Annotated in this window: 26 protein-coding genes; all 26 read left to right on the forward strand. The window is 45.3% G+C overall.

Annotated elements, in window-relative coordinates:
- Positions 1 to 45: 45 nt before the first annotated feature.
- The 26 genes from BLS16_RS13545 (at position 46) to rplO (ending at position 14293) form a co-directional block, all read left to right on the forward strand.
- Positions 46 to 297, forward strand: a complete 252-nt coding sequence (locus tag BLS16_RS13545) for a L7Ae/L30e/S12e/Gadd45 family ribosomal protein (protein WP_092334134.1) — start codon at positions 46 to 48, stop codon at positions 295 to 297.
- A gap of 94 nt (positions 298 to 391) precedes the next feature.
- A complete protein-coding gene (rpsL, locus tag BLS16_RS13550) occupies positions 392 to 811 on the forward strand; it encodes a 30S ribosomal protein S12 (protein WP_092334060.1) in 420 nt (139 codons plus the stop codon).
- A 52-nt stretch (positions 812 to 863) separates the two neighbouring features.
- Complete coding sequence (gene rpsG, locus BLS16_RS13555; RefSeq protein WP_014901231.1) at positions 864 to 1334, forward strand: 30S ribosomal protein S7; 471 nt, start codon at positions 864 to 866, stop codon at positions 1332 to 1334.
- A gap of 39 nt (positions 1335 to 1373) precedes the next feature.
- On the forward strand, positions 1374 to 3452 hold the full coding sequence (gene fusA / locus BLS16_RS13560) for an elongation factor G (RefSeq protein WP_092334062.1): 2079 nt from the start codon (positions 1374 to 1376) through the stop codon (positions 3450 to 3452).
- A gap of 95 nt (positions 3453 to 3547) precedes the next feature.
- Complete coding sequence (tuf, locus tag BLS16_RS13565; protein WP_092334064.1) at positions 3548 to 4753, forward strand: elongation factor Tu; 1206 nt, start codon at positions 3548 to 3550, stop codon at positions 4751 to 4753.
- A gap of 235 nt (positions 4754 to 4988) precedes the next feature.
- A complete protein-coding gene (gene rpsJ / locus BLS16_RS13570) occupies positions 4989 to 5294 on the forward strand; it encodes a 30S ribosomal protein S10 (RefSeq protein WP_007778414.1) in 306 nt (101 codons plus the stop codon).
- Between the two features lie 178 nt (positions 5295 to 5472).
- On the forward strand, positions 5473 to 6102 hold the full coding sequence (rplC, locus tag BLS16_RS13575; protein ID WP_092334066.1) for a 50S ribosomal protein L3: 630 nt from the start codon (positions 5473 to 5475) through the stop codon (positions 6100 to 6102).
- Between the two features lie 23 nt (positions 6103 to 6125).
- Positions 6126 to 6749, forward strand: a complete 624-nt coding sequence (gene rplD, locus BLS16_RS13580; RefSeq protein WP_034598228.1) for a 50S ribosomal protein L4 — start codon at positions 6126 to 6128, stop codon at positions 6747 to 6749.
- Entirely contained in the window at positions 6749 to 7036 is a 288-nt protein-coding gene (rplW, locus tag BLS16_RS13585) for a 50S ribosomal protein L23 (protein ID WP_014901236.1), read from the forward strand. Before rplD ends, rplW begins: the two co-directional genes overlap by 1 nt.
- 33 nt (positions 7037 to 7069) lie before the next feature.
- On the forward strand, positions 7070 to 7897 hold the full coding sequence (rplB, locus tag BLS16_RS13590; RefSeq protein WP_014901237.1) for a 50S ribosomal protein L2: 828 nt from the start codon (positions 7070 to 7072) through the stop codon (positions 7895 to 7897).
- Positions 7898 to 7915: 18 nt separating this feature from the next.
- A complete protein-coding gene (rpsS, locus tag BLS16_RS13595; protein WP_034598224.1) occupies positions 7916 to 8197 on the forward strand; it encodes a 30S ribosomal protein S19 in 282 nt (93 codons plus the stop codon).
- A 21-nt stretch (positions 8198 to 8218) separates the two neighbouring features.
- A complete protein-coding gene (gene rplV / locus BLS16_RS13600; RefSeq protein ID WP_014901239.1) occupies positions 8219 to 8560 on the forward strand; it encodes a 50S ribosomal protein L22 in 342 nt (113 codons plus the stop codon).
- Between the two features lie 3 nt (positions 8561 to 8563).
- A complete protein-coding gene (gene rpsC, locus BLS16_RS13605) occupies positions 8564 to 9226 on the forward strand; it encodes a 30S ribosomal protein S3 (RefSeq protein ID WP_014901240.1) in 663 nt (220 codons plus the stop codon).
- Positions 9227 to 9664 carry a 50S ribosomal protein L16 gene (gene rplP, locus BLS16_RS13610; RefSeq protein ID WP_014901241.1) on the forward strand — a complete coding sequence of 146 codons (438 nt, stop codon included), beginning with the start codon at positions 9227 to 9229 and terminating at the stop codon, positions 9662 to 9664.
- Positions 9654 to 9857 carry a 50S ribosomal protein L29 gene (gene rpmC, locus BLS16_RS13615; protein ID WP_014901242.1) on the forward strand — a complete coding sequence of 68 codons (204 nt, stop codon included), beginning with the start codon at positions 9654 to 9656 and terminating at the stop codon, positions 9855 to 9857. Before rplP ends, rpmC begins: the two co-directional genes overlap by 11 nt.
- 23 nt (positions 9858 to 9880) lie before the next feature.
- Complete coding sequence (rpsQ, locus tag BLS16_RS13620; protein ID WP_014901243.1) at positions 9881 to 10141, forward strand: 30S ribosomal protein S17; 261 nt, start codon at positions 9881 to 9883, stop codon at positions 10139 to 10141.
- A gap of 32 nt (positions 10142 to 10173) precedes the next feature.
- Entirely contained in the window at positions 10174 to 10539 is a 366-nt protein-coding gene (gene rplN / locus BLS16_RS13625) for a 50S ribosomal protein L14 (protein WP_014901244.1), read from the forward strand.
- A gap of 27 nt (positions 10540 to 10566) precedes the next feature.
- The gene (gene rplX / locus BLS16_RS13630; RefSeq protein WP_092334068.1) at positions 10567 to 10920 is read left to right on the forward strand and encodes a 50S ribosomal protein L24; all 354 of its coding nucleotides are present in this window, start codon (positions 10567 to 10569) and stop codon (positions 10918 to 10920) included.
- Positions 10921 to 10940: 20 nt separating this feature from the next.
- The gene (gene rplE, locus BLS16_RS13635) at positions 10941 to 11480 is read left to right on the forward strand and encodes a 50S ribosomal protein L5 (RefSeq protein ID WP_034598221.1); all 540 of its coding nucleotides are present in this window, start codon (positions 10941 to 10943) and stop codon (positions 11478 to 11480) included.
- Between the two features lie 20 nt (positions 11481 to 11500).
- Positions 11501 to 11686: a type Z 30S ribosomal protein S14 gene (locus BLS16_RS13640; protein WP_014182804.1), complete on the forward strand. Its 186-nt coding sequence runs from the start codon at positions 11501 to 11503 to the stop codon at positions 11684 to 11686.
- 28 nt (positions 11687 to 11714) lie between these two features.
- Entirely contained in the window at positions 11715 to 12113 is a 399-nt protein-coding gene (rpsH, locus tag BLS16_RS13645) for a 30S ribosomal protein S8 (protein ID WP_014901247.1), read from the forward strand.
- Positions 12114 to 12134: 21 nt separating this feature from the next.
- Positions 12135 to 12689 carry a 50S ribosomal protein L6 gene (gene rplF, locus BLS16_RS13650; protein WP_034598219.1) on the forward strand — a complete coding sequence of 185 codons (555 nt, stop codon included), beginning with the start codon at positions 12135 to 12137 and terminating at the stop codon, positions 12687 to 12689.
- 54 nt (positions 12690 to 12743) lie between these two features.
- On the forward strand, positions 12744 to 13112 hold the full coding sequence (rplR, locus tag BLS16_RS13655; protein ID WP_092334070.1) for a 50S ribosomal protein L18: 369 nt from the start codon (positions 12744 to 12746) through the stop codon (positions 13110 to 13112).
- Positions 13113 to 13168: 56 nt separating this feature from the next.
- Positions 13169 to 13639 carry a 30S ribosomal protein S5 gene (rpsE, locus tag BLS16_RS13660; protein ID WP_427846376.1) on the forward strand — a complete coding sequence of 157 codons (471 nt, stop codon included), beginning with the start codon at positions 13169 to 13171 and terminating at the stop codon, positions 13637 to 13639.
- Positions 13640 to 13651: 12 nt separating this feature from the next.
- On the forward strand, positions 13652 to 13834 hold the full coding sequence (gene rpmD / locus BLS16_RS13665) for a 50S ribosomal protein L30 (protein WP_014901251.1): 183 nt from the start codon (positions 13652 to 13654) through the stop codon (positions 13832 to 13834).
- Between the two features lie 18 nt (positions 13835 to 13852).
- Positions 13853 to 14293 carry a 50S ribosomal protein L15 gene (gene rplO / locus BLS16_RS13670; protein ID WP_034598217.1) on the forward strand — a complete coding sequence of 147 codons (441 nt, stop codon included), beginning with the start codon at positions 13853 to 13855 and terminating at the stop codon, positions 14291 to 14293.

The following is a 14293-nucleotide window of genomic DNA, read 5'->3' on the forward strand; positions in this document are numbered from 1 at the left end:
CAAATGCTAAACTACTATAGTGTGATTAAGGGGGAAAGCATTTTGGTGCTTGATGAGACCTTCAAACACGCCAAACAGAAGACAGTTGGGTTAAAGCAAACCCAGCGAGCCCTTGAAAAAGGGCGAGTTCGGCGTGTTTATATGGCCAAAGATGCCGAAAACCATGTGCGTCGACCTGTCATTGAATGGTGCGATAGCCATAATGTCGAGTTGGTCGAAGTTCCTACAATGAAGGAACTGGGGAAAGCATGCGGAATCGAAGTAGGTACTGCTATCGCGGCTATATTGCATGAGTAGATACTAGTCTATACAGCGAATTTTGGAATTGCTTGTTAGATGCTGTGGCAAGCAATTCCTTGTATATTAATTTCACCAGAAAGGAGGCGGAGACATGCCGACAATTAATCAACTTATCCGTAAGGGACGTAGCTCTGTCGCACAAAAATCTACAGCTCCAGCTTTACAGTGGGGCTATAACTCACTTAAACGTAAGCAATATCCCTCAGGAGGATCCCCACAAAAACGGGGTGTTTGTACTAGGGTATATACCACGACTCCTAAGAAGCCTAACTCAGCGCTTCGGAAGGTTGCTCGTGTGCGTTTAACGAATGGAATGGAGGTTACGACCTATATCCCTGGAATTGGTCACAACCTACAAGAACACTCTGTAGTTCTTATTCGTGGTGGTCGTGTTAAGGACATCCCTGGTGTTCGTTATCACGTTATTCGTGGCGCTTTGGATACAACTGCCGTTCAAAAACGTATGCAAGGGCGTTCTAAGTATGGTGCAAAACGTCCTAAGAAAGCCTAAGTAAGACGAACTGTTGAATTGTTAAATATATTGATACAAAGGAGGTTGCCAAATGCCACGTAAAGGATATGTTGCTAAACGGGATGTTCTGCCAGATCCGATTTACAAGAATCAAACTCTGACAAAGTTCATTAATCAGATTATGTTAGATGGTAAAAAGGGAACGGCCGAAGCTATCTGCTATGGCGCATTTAATATGATTCAGGAAAAGTCGGGTAAAGATCCGCTTGAAGTTTTTGGTACTGCGCTAAAAAATGTTATGCCGGTACTAGAAGTAAAGGCTCGTCGTGTTGGTGGAGCTAACTATCAAGTCCCCATCGAAGTACGTGCTGAGCGTCGTACAACATTAGCTCTTCGCTGGCTTGTCGCTATGGCTCGTAAACGAGGCGAGAAGACAATGCAAGAGAAGATTGCCGGTGAATTGCTCGATGCCGCTAATAATACTGGTGGTTCTGTAAAGAAGAAAGATGATATGCACAAAATGGCTGAGGCCAATAAGGCTTTTGCGCATTACAAGTGGTAATTTGAGACACACTTATTTTGACAGAAAGGGGGATTCTCAATGGCAAGACAATTTTCACTAGAGAATACACGCAATATAGGAATTATGGCTCACATTGACGCAGGAAAAACAACAACGACAGAACGTATCCTTTTTTACACCGGACGTGTGCATAAGATTGGAGAAGTTCACGATGGTGCCGCGACGATGGACTGGATGGTTCAGGAGCAAGAGCGTGGTATTACTATTACATCCGCTGCCACAACATGCCAATGGAGAAACAACCGGATCAACATCATTGACACACCAGGGCACGTGGACTTCACAGTGGAAGTCGAACGTTCCCTACGTGTACTTGACGGTGCTGTTGCTGTGTTTTGCTCAGTTGGTGGTGTTGAGCCTCAATCTGAAACGGTTTGGCGTCAAGCGGATAAATACAAGGTACCACGTATCGCTTTTATCAACAAAATGGATCGCTTAGGCGCTGACTTCTTCAGGGGCGTTTCAATGATTTCTGATCGTTTGGGAGCAAACCCAGTTCCAATTCAGTTGCCAATTGGTGTTGAGGAAAATTTCAAAGGAATTGTCGATCTAGTAACCATGAACTCGGTTATCTATACAGACGATTTGGGAACTACAGCAGAACACAGCTCGATCCCTGAGGATTTGACCGAATTGGCCAACGAATATCGGGAGAAGCTGATTGAAGCAGTTTCAGAAACCAGTGAAGAACTCATGATGAAGTACCTCGAAGGGGAAGCTTTGACCGAGCAAGAAATTCGTGATGGTATACGTCGCGGAGTGGTCGGCAACAAGTTTATTCCTGTAATTTGCGGTTCAGCGTTCAAGAATAAGGGTGTACAACCGCTGCTTGACGCAGTTGTTGATTATATGCCATCACCTCTAGACGTTCCTCCAATTAACGGAGTACACCCTGATACCGGTGCTGAAGATAAGCGAACAGCATCGGATACAGAGCCTTTCTCAGCGCTTGCGTTTAAGATCATGGCTGATCCATTCGTAGGAAAACTTGCTTTCTTCCGGGTCTATTCTGGAGTTTTGGGTGCTGGTTCTTATGTCTTTAACTCAACAAAGGGAAAACGCGAGCGCATTGGACGCATACTCCAAATGCACGCTAACCATAGAGAGGATATTCAAGAAGTTCGCTCCGGTGATATCGCAGCTGCCGTCGGTCTAAAAGATACCTCAACTGGTGATACCCTATGTGACGAAAAGAATCCAATCATCTTAGAAAAAATGGTATTCCCAGAACCAGTTATCTCAGTCTCGATTGAGCCTAAGACGAAAGCTGACCAAGAAAAAATGGGTGGGGCACTCGGCCGCTTAGCGGAAGAAGATCCGACCTTTAGAATGCACACTGATATAGAGACAGGACAGACAATTATCGAAGGTATGGGTGAACTTCATCTGGAGATCATTGTCGATCGCTTGCAGCGTGAGTTTAAAGTCCAGTGTGATGTTGGTCGACCACAGGTTGCTTATAAAGAAACTATTCGCCGTACAGTTAAAGCAGAAGGAAAGTTCGTTCGCCAGTCAGGTGGTCGTGGACAATACGGTCACTGTTGGGTCGAACTGGAACCGCTCGAACCCGGTAGTGGTTTCGAATTTGTTAACAAAGTGGTCGGGGGTGTTATTCCTAGAGAATACATCAACCCGATTGGAGCTGGTATTGAAGAAGCGATGCAAAATGGTATTTTGGCCGGTTACCCACTTCTTGACATGCGGGCAACTGTGTATGATGGTTCTTACCATGATGTTGACTCTTCTGAGATGGCCTTTAAGATCGCTGGATCCATGGCGTTTAAATCTGGCGCACTTAAAGCTGATCCTGTAATCATCGAACCAATTGAGAAAATTGAAGTGACCGTTCCCGAGGAATATATGGGAGATGTCATTGGGGATATTAGTTCGCGTAGAGGCCGGATTGAGGGCATGGAAGCACGTGGCAACACACAGGTTGTTCGTGGATATGTGCCGCTTTCTGAGATGTTTGGTTATTCCACCGACTTGCGTTCTGCAACACAAGGCCGAGGGGTCTATGTAATGCAGTTCGACCACTACGAGGAAGTTCCCAAAAACATTGCGGATGGTATTATTGCTAAACGCCAAGGGTCATAAGCGAGGTCGGAGGTACGAAGCACGAATGATTTGAAATTCTTGCTTCCTAACTCCCTGAATTATATAATTTCAAGTATTTTAAAGGAGTGAAAAAAATGGGAAAAGCTAAATACGAACGTACAAAACCTCATGTTAACGTAGGAACCATTGGTCACGTTGACCATGGTAAAACTACAACGACGGCTGCTATTACCGTTGTACTTTCAAAACACGGTGGAGCAGTTGCAACAGCGTTTGATCAAATTGACAAGGCTCCAGAAGAGCGCGAGCGTGGAATTACCATTTCCACTGCACACGTAGAGTATGAAACTGACAATCGTCACTATGCTCACGTGGACTGCCCAGGACACGCTGACTATGTTAAAAACATGATCACCGGTGCTGCGCAAATGGACGGCGCAATCCTCTGTGTTTCCGCAGCTGATGGCCCAATGCCACAAACCCGTGAACACATCCTCTTAGCTCGCCAAGTAGGTGTTCCTAGCATTGTAGTTTGGCTGAACAAAGTGGACATGGTTGATGATCCGGAACTTATCGAGCTCGTCGAAATGGAACTTCGCGAACTCTTAACCGCCCAAGAATATGATGGCGACAATGTTCCCATCATTCCTGGATCAGGTCTCAAAGCTCTTCAATGTGGTTGCGGAAAGCGCGAATGCGAGTGGTGTGGAAAGATCTGGAATCTTATGGACGCAGTTGACTCCTATATACCAACTCCAGCCCGTGACACTGACAAGCCTTTCTTAATGCCTGTCGAGGATGTTTTCACGATTACTGGTCGGGGTACTGTTGCCACAGGTCGTGTTGAGCGTGGTGTGGTTAAGGTCGGCGACGAAGTTGAAATCGTTGGTTTAGCTGAAGCTTCTCGTAAAAGCGTCGTAACCGGCGTTGAGATGTTCCGCAAATTGCTTGATCAAGCTCAAGCAGGAGACAATATCGGAGCACTTCTACGTGGTGTTGAGCGTAAAGACATTGAGCGCGGACAAGTTTTAGCAAAAGCCGGATCCATTAAACCATTCACAAAGTTTACAGGTGAGGTTTACGTTCTTAATAAAGAAGAGGGTGGACGTCATACTCCTTTCTTCCATAACTATCGCCCACAATTCTACTTCCGTACAACTGACGTAACTGGCGTTATCACTCTTCCAGAGGGTACCGAAATGGTTATGCCAGGAGACCGTGTAACGATTGAAGTTGAACTTATCACTCCAATCGCTATGGAAGAAGGACTCCGCTTCGCTATCCGTGAAGGTGGCCGTACTGTTGGTTCAGGTATCGTAGCAAAAATCGCTGCTAAATAATTAGGTCTTGATAAGACTCAAATGACGAGAGGAGACTCTCCTCTCGTCATTGAAGGAAGAGCAAAGCTAGTCGGTGAATTGATCGCTGGATCAAGTAACTACGAATTTATCTAGCCTTTGCCGTCTGACTTCAGGTATGGCGTAAAAGGTTGCTGGTCGAGTGACTCCGCTCGGTCAGGGAATTTTTACGCTCGAAACCCGTATAACGGGAATTATGAGGGGGTAGTTATATCTTATGAGCCAAAAAATCAGAATCCGCCTGAAAGCATTTGATCACAAGACTCTTGACCAATCAGCAGAGCGTATTGTCGAAACTGCTAAACGGACGGGCGCACAGGTTAGTGGACCAATTCCGTTGCCTACGGAAAAAAGTATTTACACGATTTTGCGTTCGCCGCATGTCAATAAGGATTCACGTGAACAATTTGAGATGCGCACTCATAAACGGCTTATTGATATTCTTGAGCCGACGCCTAAAACGGTTGACGCACTTATGCGTTTAGATCTACCAGCAGGCGTGGATATCGAAATTAAGTTGTAATTAGCTGATTTTTTACTAGCATATCGTATTATTATATGATATACTATCGTTATGTTTGTTGCGTGAAACACCCGGCTGCGTGGAGTTGCTGCCGGGTTGATCCAACAATAAAATAAAAAAACATTTTCGTGCTCTGGAGAAATCCGGCGCACTTCAAAGTGTTTAGGAGGTGGCATTCGTGTCAAAAGGAATTTTGGGTAAAAAAATTGGTATGACTCAGGTATTTACGGATGAAGGACGTGTAGTTCCGGTTACTGTTGTTGAAGCGGGGCCCTGTCCGGTAGTTCAGAAGAAAACGATGGCAACAGATGGCTACAATGCTATTCAGGTTGGCTTTTCAATTCTTCGCGATAGCTTGAGCAACAAACCTCAGAAAGGGCATTTCTCAAAGGCTTCACTAAAGCCGATGCGCTATGTTCGTGAGTTTCGTGTTAACGATGTTGATAGCTATGAGATTGGTCAAGAAGTTAAAGTTGATCTATTCTCAGTTGGCGACAAAGTTGATGTTGTAGGCAAATCAAAGGGAAAAGGGTTTGAGGGCATGATTAAGCGTAATGGCGCTAGTCGTGGACCGATGGCTCATGGTTCTAAGTATCACAGACGTTCAGGTTCCCTTGGCGCGAAAGGCCCGGCTCGAGTTTTCAAAGGTCGTGTGCTGCCAGGACGTATGGGTGGCGAACGTGTAACGGTACAAAATCTGGAGGTTATCCGGGTTGATGTGGATAAAAACTTGATCTTGATTAAAGGGGCTGTCCCTGGAGCGAATAAGTCGTTGCTCATTCTGAAGCCTTCTGTCAAGGCGAAGTAACACTGGGAAAGGAGGAATAAGCAATGCCGAAAGTTCAAGTAGTAAATATGCAAGGTGCAGCTGTCGGAGAAATTGAACTCAGTGACAATGTCTTTGGGATCACTCCGAATGTTCATGTTCTTCACTCAGCAGTTGTCTCGCAATTAGCCTCTGAAAGACGCGGAACTCAATCCGCTCTGTTACGCGGCGAAGTTCGCGGGGGTGGACGTAAACCGTGGCGTCAAAAAGGAACGGGCCGTGCGCGTTCTGGAAGTACTCGCTCACCATTGTGGAGAGGCGGCGGTGTAATCTTCGCTCCGAAACCACGTAAATATGGTTTTAAACTTCCTAAGAAAGTCCGTCGATTGGCTTTATATTCGGCGCTTTCATCGAAAGTGTTAGAGCAACAGTTGATTGTCCTCGATGCATTGAGTCTGAGCGAAGTTAAAACACGTGAAATCGTGAAAGTGCTTAAAGCTCTTAATGTTGACAAGAAAGCAATCATCGTAATGGATAATGCAGATGAGGCAGTGCTTCGTTCTGCACGAAATATTGAGGGTGTCAAAGCTATGGATGTAGCTGGAATGAATATAGTAGATCTACTTAATCATGACATTCTTGTGATGACTAAAGCGGCAGTAACTAAAGCAGAGGAGGTGTTAGCGTAATGCGCGACGCACGTGATGTCCTCAAAAGTCCAGTAATCTCCGAGAAGTCAGTAGGGCTTGTCGAAGAAAATAAGTACACCTTCTGGGTAGATCCTGCAGCGAATAAAATCGAAATTAAAGCTGCGGTCGAAAAGATGTTTAAAGTAACCGTGGTTGAAATCCGCACATTATCTGTTAAAGGAAAAATGAAACGGGTTGGAAAATATCAAGGCAAGACATCGGACCGCAAAAAGGCGATTGCTACGCTAAAAGCTGGAGATAAGATTGAAAACTTCGCGGGCCTATAAGCAGCTTGAAGCAAAGGAGGATAAGGAAGACCTATGGCAATAAAGACGTTTAAACCAACCTCTCCAAGTCGTCGTAACATGACTGTTTCGACCTTTGAAGAGCTGACTAGAACTGAACCAGAACGCTCATTAGTCAAATCACTGACTAAAAAAGCGGGTCGCAATAACGATGGCCGTTTAAGTGTACGCCATAAAGGCGGCGGACATAAACGCAAGTATCGTGTTATTGACTTTAAACGTAATAAAGACGGAATTCCTGCTCGTGTAGCGAGCATCGAATACGATCCAAATCGTTCTGCTAATATTGCGTTATTGTATTATCAAGATGGCTTTAAATCCTATATTTTAGCACCGAACGGACTACATGTTGATCAAATCGTTGTATCCGGTCCAGATGCAGACATTAAGGTAGGGAATGCACTTCCACTTCAGAATATCCCGGTTGGTACAGTGTTGCACAACATTGAGATGAAGCCTGGCAAGGGCGCGCAAATGGTTCGCTCAGCTGGTGGATCAGCCCAACTTATGGCTAAAGAAGGTTCGTATGCTACTTTGAGACTTCCATCAGGCGAAATGAGAATGATCCGTATTGAGTGCAGAGCAACAATCGGTGAAGTCGGAAATCTCGACCATGAAAACATTAATATTGGTAAAGCGGGAAGATCACGCTGGATGGGTATTCGCCCAACTGTTCGTGGATCTGTTATGAATCCTTGTGACCACCCACACGGTGGTGGAGAAGGCCGAAACTCGATTGGCCGCAACCCATGTACACCTTGGGGTAAACCTGCACTGGGTGCTAAGACCCGAAAGAAAAAGAATCCGTCGAATCGCTTTATTGTGAAGCGGCGCAGTAAGTAGTCGAAAGGAGGCCCATGAATGAGCAGATCTCTTAAAAAAGGACCTTTCGTCGAAGCTCGTTTACTTGAACGTGTAGAAGCAATGAACGAATCAGGTGACAAGCGCGTTATTAAGACGTGGTCCAGACGCTCAACAATTTTCCCGCAAATGGTCGGACTCACCATTGCGGTTCACGATGGACGAAAACATGTTCCGATCTATGTTACAGAAGACATGGTTGGTCATAAACTAGGAGAGTTTTCGCCTACACGCACCTATAAGGGCCATGCTGGCAGTGAAAAATCCAGCGGCTTACGATAATTCGAGAGGAGGTTAAGGCACATGCAAGCAAAAGCAGTGGCAAAATATGTACGTATCTCTCCTCGTAAGGTACGCCAAGTTGTTAATTTGATTCGTGGCAAGAAGGTCAGTGATGCATTCGCAATCCTTCAGTTTACCGCTAAAGGGTCAACTGACGATGTGACTAAAGTACTGAAATCTGCAGTCGCGAATGCGGGGCATAACTACGACATGAACGCTGATGATCTGTATGTTACAGAAATATGTGTGGATCAAGGACCGACTTTAAAACGTATCAAGCCTCGGGCTATGGGACGTGCTGACCAAATCCGGAAACGGACGAGTCACATAACTGTGGTCGTAGGCGAGAAGAAGGAGGACTAAGCTGTGGGTCAAAAGGTTAATCCCAAAGGCCTCCGCGTCGGAATCATCCGGGACTGGGAAAGCCGTTGGTATGCAGATAAGAACTACATGGAACTTCTTCATGAGGATCTGAAGATTCGTGAGTTCGTCAAAAATAAACTTAAACAAGCAGGATGCCCTAAAGTTGAAATCGAAAGGGCAGCTAGCCGAGTTAAGGTATCTGTTTATGCTGCGAAACCTGGCATTGTTATCGGACGTGGCGGCACAGAAGTCGAAAACTTACGCAAACAACTTGAAGCCATCACTGGCAAGCAAGTAGCTGTAAATATTGTTGAAATCAAAAAGCCTGAGCTTGACGCTCAACTTGTTTCAGAAAACATTGCATTACAACTTGAGAAGCGTGTATCCTTCCGTCGTGCAATGAAACAAACAGTTGGTCGGACAATGAGACAGGGCGCTCAAGGTATTAAAATTCAATGCAGCGGCCGTTTGGCAGGAGCCGAAATTGCCCGAACTGAATGGTATCATGAGGGAAAAGTACCCCTTCACACCTTACGTGCAGATATTGATTACGGATTTGCCGAAGCTAATACCACGTACGGAAAAATTGGTATCAAAGTTTGGATTTATAAAGGTGAAGTTCTTCCCGCCAAGAAGGTCGTCGCTCAGGTGGAAGGAGGAAACTAGATGCTAGTCCCAACCAGAGTGAAACATCGGAAACAACATCGTGGACGCTTAACTGGAAAGGCTACACGAGGAAATAAAATTACGTTTGGTGAATACGGTCTTATGGCAATGGAAGCAGGCTGGATTACTAACCGTCAAATCGAGGCTGCTCGTATTGCCATGACACGTTATATTAAACGTGGTGGTCAAGTTTGGATTAAAATATTCCCGGATAAACCTATTACAGCTAAGCCTGCTGAAACACGTATGGGTAGTGGTAAAGGTTCACCGGAGTACTGGGTAGCTGTTGTAAAGCCAGGCCGTGTAATGTTTGAATTAAACGGCGTAACCGAGGAACAAGCCCGTGAGGCATTACGTCTTGCTATGCATAAACTCCCTATCAAGTGCAAGTTCGTTGCTCGTGCAGATCAAGAAGGAGGTGACGCAAATGAAAACTAAAGATTTCCGTGATCTAACAAATGAAGAAGTACTAAAGGAAATCGACGAGTTCAAAACAGAACTGTTTAATTTGCGTTTCCAGTTAGCAACGGGACAATTAGATAACCCGATGCGAATTCGTGAAGTCCGCAAAGGAATAGCCCGCGGTAAAACGATTCTTCGAGAGCGTGAGTTGAAGATTGAACGTGCCTAAGGCGAGAAAGGAGGCATTCTAACGTGGAAAGAGCCCAACGTAAAGTTCGATCTGGCAAAGTTGTCAGCGACAAAATGAACAAAACTGTCGTTGTGTTAGTTGAAATAACGGAGAGTCATCCGATCTACAAAAAATCAATTACACGAACGAAAAAATATAAGGCTCATGACGAGAACAATGAAGCCCGTATCGGGGACACTGTCACGATCATGGAAACTCGCCACTTAAGTAAAGATAAGTGCTGGCGCGTAGTTGAGATAACTGAGAGATCAGTTGCTCTCTAAATCTGATATTTGTTCGGAAGGGGGTCAATGGAATGATCCAGGTACAAACTAGGCTTAGAGTTGGTGACAACTCAGGGGCTAAAGAGTTGATGTGTATTCGTGTGCTCGGCGGTTCAATGCGTCGATATGCAACGATTGGAGATATTATTGTAGCTTCTGTTAAACAAGCAACGCCTGGGGGCGTTGTTAAAAAGGGAGACGTCGTTAAAGCTGTTGTAGTGCGGACAACGAAAGAAATTCGCCGCAGCGACGGATCCTATATACGGTTTAGCGAAAATGCAGCTGTGCTGATTAAAGATGACAAGAGCCCTCGCGGTACTCGTATCTTTGGACCAGTAGCACGTGAGCTGCGGGATAACTACATGAAAATTATTTCCTTAGCACCGGAAGTTATCTAAGACCCATGATGGGTGGAGGTGAAGAAAGTGGCTGCTACTAAGCATAAGGTACAACCTAATAAGATACACGTAAAAAAAGGTGACTACGTCATGGTGATCAGCGGCAAGGATGCTGGTAAAAAGGGCAAAGTCATTGATGTAATTCGTAAAAAGGGCCGAGTCGTTGTTGAGAAGGCTAATATGGTAAAACGTCATACTAAACCATCTCAAAGCATGCCTCAAGGCGGCATCGTTTCGAAAGAAGCTCCGATGGCCAGCTCGAATGTAATGTTATATTGCCAAGAGTGCAAATCCGTGACTCGTGTGAGCTTTAAGGTAACGGAAGAAGGAAAATACCGCGTATGTAAACATTGCGGTGAGACTCTTCCGGATAAACACTAATCGCGAAAGGAGGGACCTTAGTGGCTCGTCTGCATGATAGATACCTAAACGAAATTGCTCCTGCTCTACAGCAGAAGTTTGCTTATAAAAATGTAATGCAAATTCCTAGAGTTGATAAAATCGTTATCAACATGGGCGTCGGTGAAGCTGTTCAAAACTCCAAGGCTATTGATTCTGCTGTTGGAGATCTTATGAAAATTGCTGGGCAAAAGCCGATCGTTACCCGGGCTAAGAAGTCCATTGCGGCGTTTAAGCTTCGCGAAGGAATGCCCATTGGATGTAAAGTGACCTTGCGTGGTCAACGTATGTATGAATTCATGGATCGTCTTTTAAACGTAGCATTGCCTCGTGTTCGTGACTTCCGCGGTATTTCAGCAAAGGCGTTTGACGGACGTGGCAACTACACGTTAGGAATTAAGGAGCAACTGATCTTTCCTGAAATAGAGTACGATAAGATCGACAAGCTCCGTGGAATGGATGTAGTCTTTGTAACAACGGCAAAAACCGATGAAGAGGCACGTGAATTGCTTCGTGGATTCGGAATGCCGTACCGTGATTAGAGAAAAGGAGGTTCGAGAACGTGGCTAAGACATCAATGGTTGTCCGCCAAAATCGTGGACAAAAATTCGCAGTGCGTTCGCATAACCGATGCAAGCTTTGTGGACGTCCCCATGCTTACATGCGGAAATTCGGAATATGCCGGATTTGCTTCCGGGAGTTAGCTCACAAAGGGGAACTTCCTGGAGTCACGAAGGCCAGTTGGTAAAACATTGTAAGGAAGGGGGACGACTTAAGTGTCAATGTCAGATCCGATAGCAGATTTTTTAACTCGTATCCGCAACGCTGGAATGGTTTACCACGATAAAGTTGAGGTGCCAGCATCTCGTATTAAGAGAGAGCTTGCGGAACTGCTCAAAGCAGAAGGGTATATCAAGGACGTAGAATATATTGCCGACGATAAACAAGGCGTGATTCGTATGTATTTGAAATATGGACCAAATCGCGAGCGTGTTATTACAGGGCTAAAACGGATAAGCCGTCCAGGACTTCGTGTATATGCGAAGAAGGATGAAATCCCTAAAGTTCTTGGAGGACTCGGAATCGCAATTATCTCCACATCTAAGGGGATAATGACTGATAGAAATGCTCGCAAAGAGGGCCTAGGCGGAGAAGTAATCTCCTACATTTGGTAATTTTCAACGGAGGTGCAGTGAATGTCCAGAATTGGCAAGCGCCCCATTGGCATCCCCAGTGGTGTGGACTTCAAAATAGAGAATAACGTTGTTACAGTTAGCGGACCAAAAGGTTCATTAACCAGGGAACTCCATTCATTAATGAACATTTCCGTGGAAAACTCGCAAATCATTGTTGCACGGCCAGATGATCAACCCCTAAGCCGCTCTCTGCATGGACTGACTCGTACCCTGATCGCCAACATGGTGGAAGGTGTTACAAACGGTTTTACGAAGGGTCTCGACATGGTCGGGGTTGGATATCGTGCTGCAAAGCAAGGAAACAAGCTAGTTTTAACCGTAGGAAAATCTCACCCGGTAGAGCTTACTCCTTTTGAAGGAATTGACTTTGATGTCCCGGCACCCAACAAGATTTTGATCAAAGGGATGGATAAAGAGCTCGTAGGTGCTTTTGCCGCTATTGTACGTTCAGAGCGACTGCCTGAGCCTTACAAAGGCAAGGGGATTAAATACGAAGGTGAAATAATCCGTCGTAAGGTTGGTAAGACTGGTGGTAAAAAAGGCGGTAAGAAGTAATAAAAATTAGGCAAGGGCAAAATCTCTTGCCAACGTGAAAGGAGTGTGTTCCCTTTGATAAAGCGCATTGATCGTAAGGCAATTCGCATGAAAAAGCATAAGAGTATTCGTAAGAATGTAATCGGAGTTGCCGAGCGTCCTCGCTTAGCAGTGTTTCGGAGCTTGAATCATATCTATGCTCAAGTAATTAATGACGATCTCGGAGTAACACTTGTTGCGGCTTCTTCACTCGACCCAGAGTTCAAAGCAGCAGAATTGTCAGGCGGAAACACCGCTGGAGCTCAAAAGGTTGGCGAACTGGTTGCGAAGAAGGCTCTTGAAAAAGGAATTACGAAAGTAGTATTCGATCGTGGAGGAAATGTATATCACGGCCGAATCTCAGCATTAGCGGAATCAGCGCGAGAAGCTGGACTTAGCTTCTAAGCTTGGGTAAAGGAGGAATTTTCAAATTGGCGAAGTTCGAAGCTAATAAATCAGACATGATTGAAAAGGTTGTTCATATTGCCCGTGTGGCCAAGGTTGTAAAAGGTGGACGCCGCTTTAGCTTTAGCGCTCTTGTTGTAGTCGGAGACGGCAACGGACGTGTTGGTGCTGGACTGGGGAAAGCTGGAGAAGTTCCTGAGGCAATTCGCAAAGGAATTGAAGATGCTAAAAAGAACCTCATCAGTGTTCCTATGCACGGAACTACAATTACTCATCCTATCATCGGAGTTTTTGGTGCGGGACAAGTAATGTTAAAGCCGGCTTCCAAAGGTACTGGAGTTATTGCAGGCGGAGCTGTTCGTGCAGTTCTAGAGGTTGCTGGAGTTCATGACATCTTAGCGAAGTCATTAGGTTCAGCTAATGCGCATAATATGGTTAATGCGACGATGACAGCCTTAAAATCTCTTAAGCGTCCAGAAGAGATTGCCAAACTCCGAGGCAAGACCGTAGCAGAAGTTCTAGGTTAAGGAGGTTCGGTCATGAAAATCAAAGTGACACTGACAAAGAGCCCAATCGGTTATTCACAAGCACAGCACAAAGTGTTACAAGCACTCGGCTTAGGAAAAGTAGGATCAAGTGCAATTCATGAGGACAGTCCTGGAATTCTAGGAATGGTTCGCAAATGCATGCATTTGGTTACGGTAGAAACACTAGCTCAATAAAAGGAGGTGTGGGTCAGCATGAAACTGCATGAACTAAAGCCTGCTGAGGGATCAACACATGCCCCTAAGCGTTTAGGCCGTGGAATTGGCTCCGGACATGGCAAAACGTCCGGTAAAGGACACAAAGGTCAGAATTCGCGAGCTGGTGGCGGAGTACGTCCTGGTTTTGAAGGTGGACAAAATCCATTGTTTCGCAGGATGCCCAAACGCGGCTTTAAAAATATCTCAAGAAAAGAAATAATTGCATTGAATGTTCGTGACTTAGAACGTTTTGAGGACGGATCTGAAGTTACGATTGAAAGCCTCTTTGAAATCGGTTTAATCAAAGCTGTTAAGGATGGCGTGAAGATTCTTGCAACTGGGGATTTGACCAAAGCTCTGACCGTCAAAATTGACAAAGTCAGCCCAGCAGCGGCAAAGAAGATAGTTGCGGCGGGTGGAAAAGTAGAGGTGGAATAG

Source organism: Desulfosporosinus hippei DSM 8344, assembly GCF_900100785.1.
Classification (GTDB): Bacteria; Bacillota; Desulfitobacteriia; order Desulfitobacteriales; family Desulfitobacteriaceae; genus Desulfosporosinus; species Desulfosporosinus hippei.

Bases quoted from the DNA above. Each gene is read 5' to 3' on its own strand.
- rpsL (WP_092334060.1), top strand. From the start codon at position 392: ATGCCGACAATTAATCAACTTATCCGTAAGGGACGTAGCTCTGTCGCA.
- rpsG (WP_014901231.1), top strand. From the start codon at position 864: ATGCCACGTAAAGGATATGTTGCTAAACGGGATGTTCTGCCAGATCCG.
- fusA (WP_092334062.1), top strand. From the start codon at position 1,374: ATGGCAAGACAATTTTCACTAGAGAATACACGCAATATAGGAATTATG.
- tuf (WP_092334064.1), top strand. From the start codon at position 3,548: ATGGGAAAAGCTAAATACGAACGTACAAAACCTCATGTTAACGTAGGA.
- rpsJ (WP_007778414.1), top strand. From the start codon at position 4,989: ATGAGCCAAAAAATCAGAATCCGCCTGAAAGCATTTGATCACAAGACT.
- rplD (WP_034598228.1), top strand. From the start codon at position 6,126: ATGCCGAAAGTTCAAGTAGTAAATATGCAAGGTGCAGCTGTCGGAGAA.
- rplW (WP_014901236.1), top strand. From the start codon at position 6,749: ATGCGCGACGCACGTGATGTCCTCAAAAGTCCAGTAATCTCCGAGAAG.
- rplB (WP_014901237.1), top strand. From the start codon at position 7,070: ATGGCAATAAAGACGTTTAAACCAACCTCTCCAAGTCGTCGTAACATG.
- rpsS (WP_034598224.1), top strand. From the start codon at position 7,916: ATGAGCAGATCTCTTAAAAAAGGACCTTTCGTCGAAGCTCGTTTACTT.
- rplV (WP_014901239.1), top strand. From the start codon at position 8,219: ATGCAAGCAAAAGCAGTGGCAAAATATGTACGTATCTCTCCTCGTAAG.
- rplP (WP_014901241.1), top strand. From the start codon at position 9,227: ATGCTAGTCCCAACCAGAGTGAAACATCGGAAACAACATCGTGGACGC.
- rpmC (WP_014901242.1), top strand. From the start codon at position 9,654: ATGAAAACTAAAGATTTCCGTGATCTAACAAATGAAGAAGTACTAAAG.
- rplN (WP_014901244.1), top strand. From the start codon at position 10,174: ATGATCCAGGTACAAACTAGGCTTAGAGTTGGTGACAACTCAGGGGCT.
- rplF (WP_034598219.1), top strand. From the start codon at position 12,135: ATGTCCAGAATTGGCAAGCGCCCCATTGGCATCCCCAGTGGTGTGGAC.
- rpsE (WP_427846376.1), top strand. From the start codon at position 13,169: ATGATTGAAAAGGTTGTTCATATTGCCCGTGTGGCCAAGGTTGTAAAA.
- rpmD (WP_014901251.1), top strand. From the start codon at position 13,652: ATGAAAATCAAAGTGACACTGACAAAGAGCCCAATCGGTTATTCACAA.
- rplO (WP_034598217.1), top strand. From the start codon at position 13,853: ATGAAACTGCATGAACTAAAGCCTGCTGAGGGATCAACACATGCCCCT.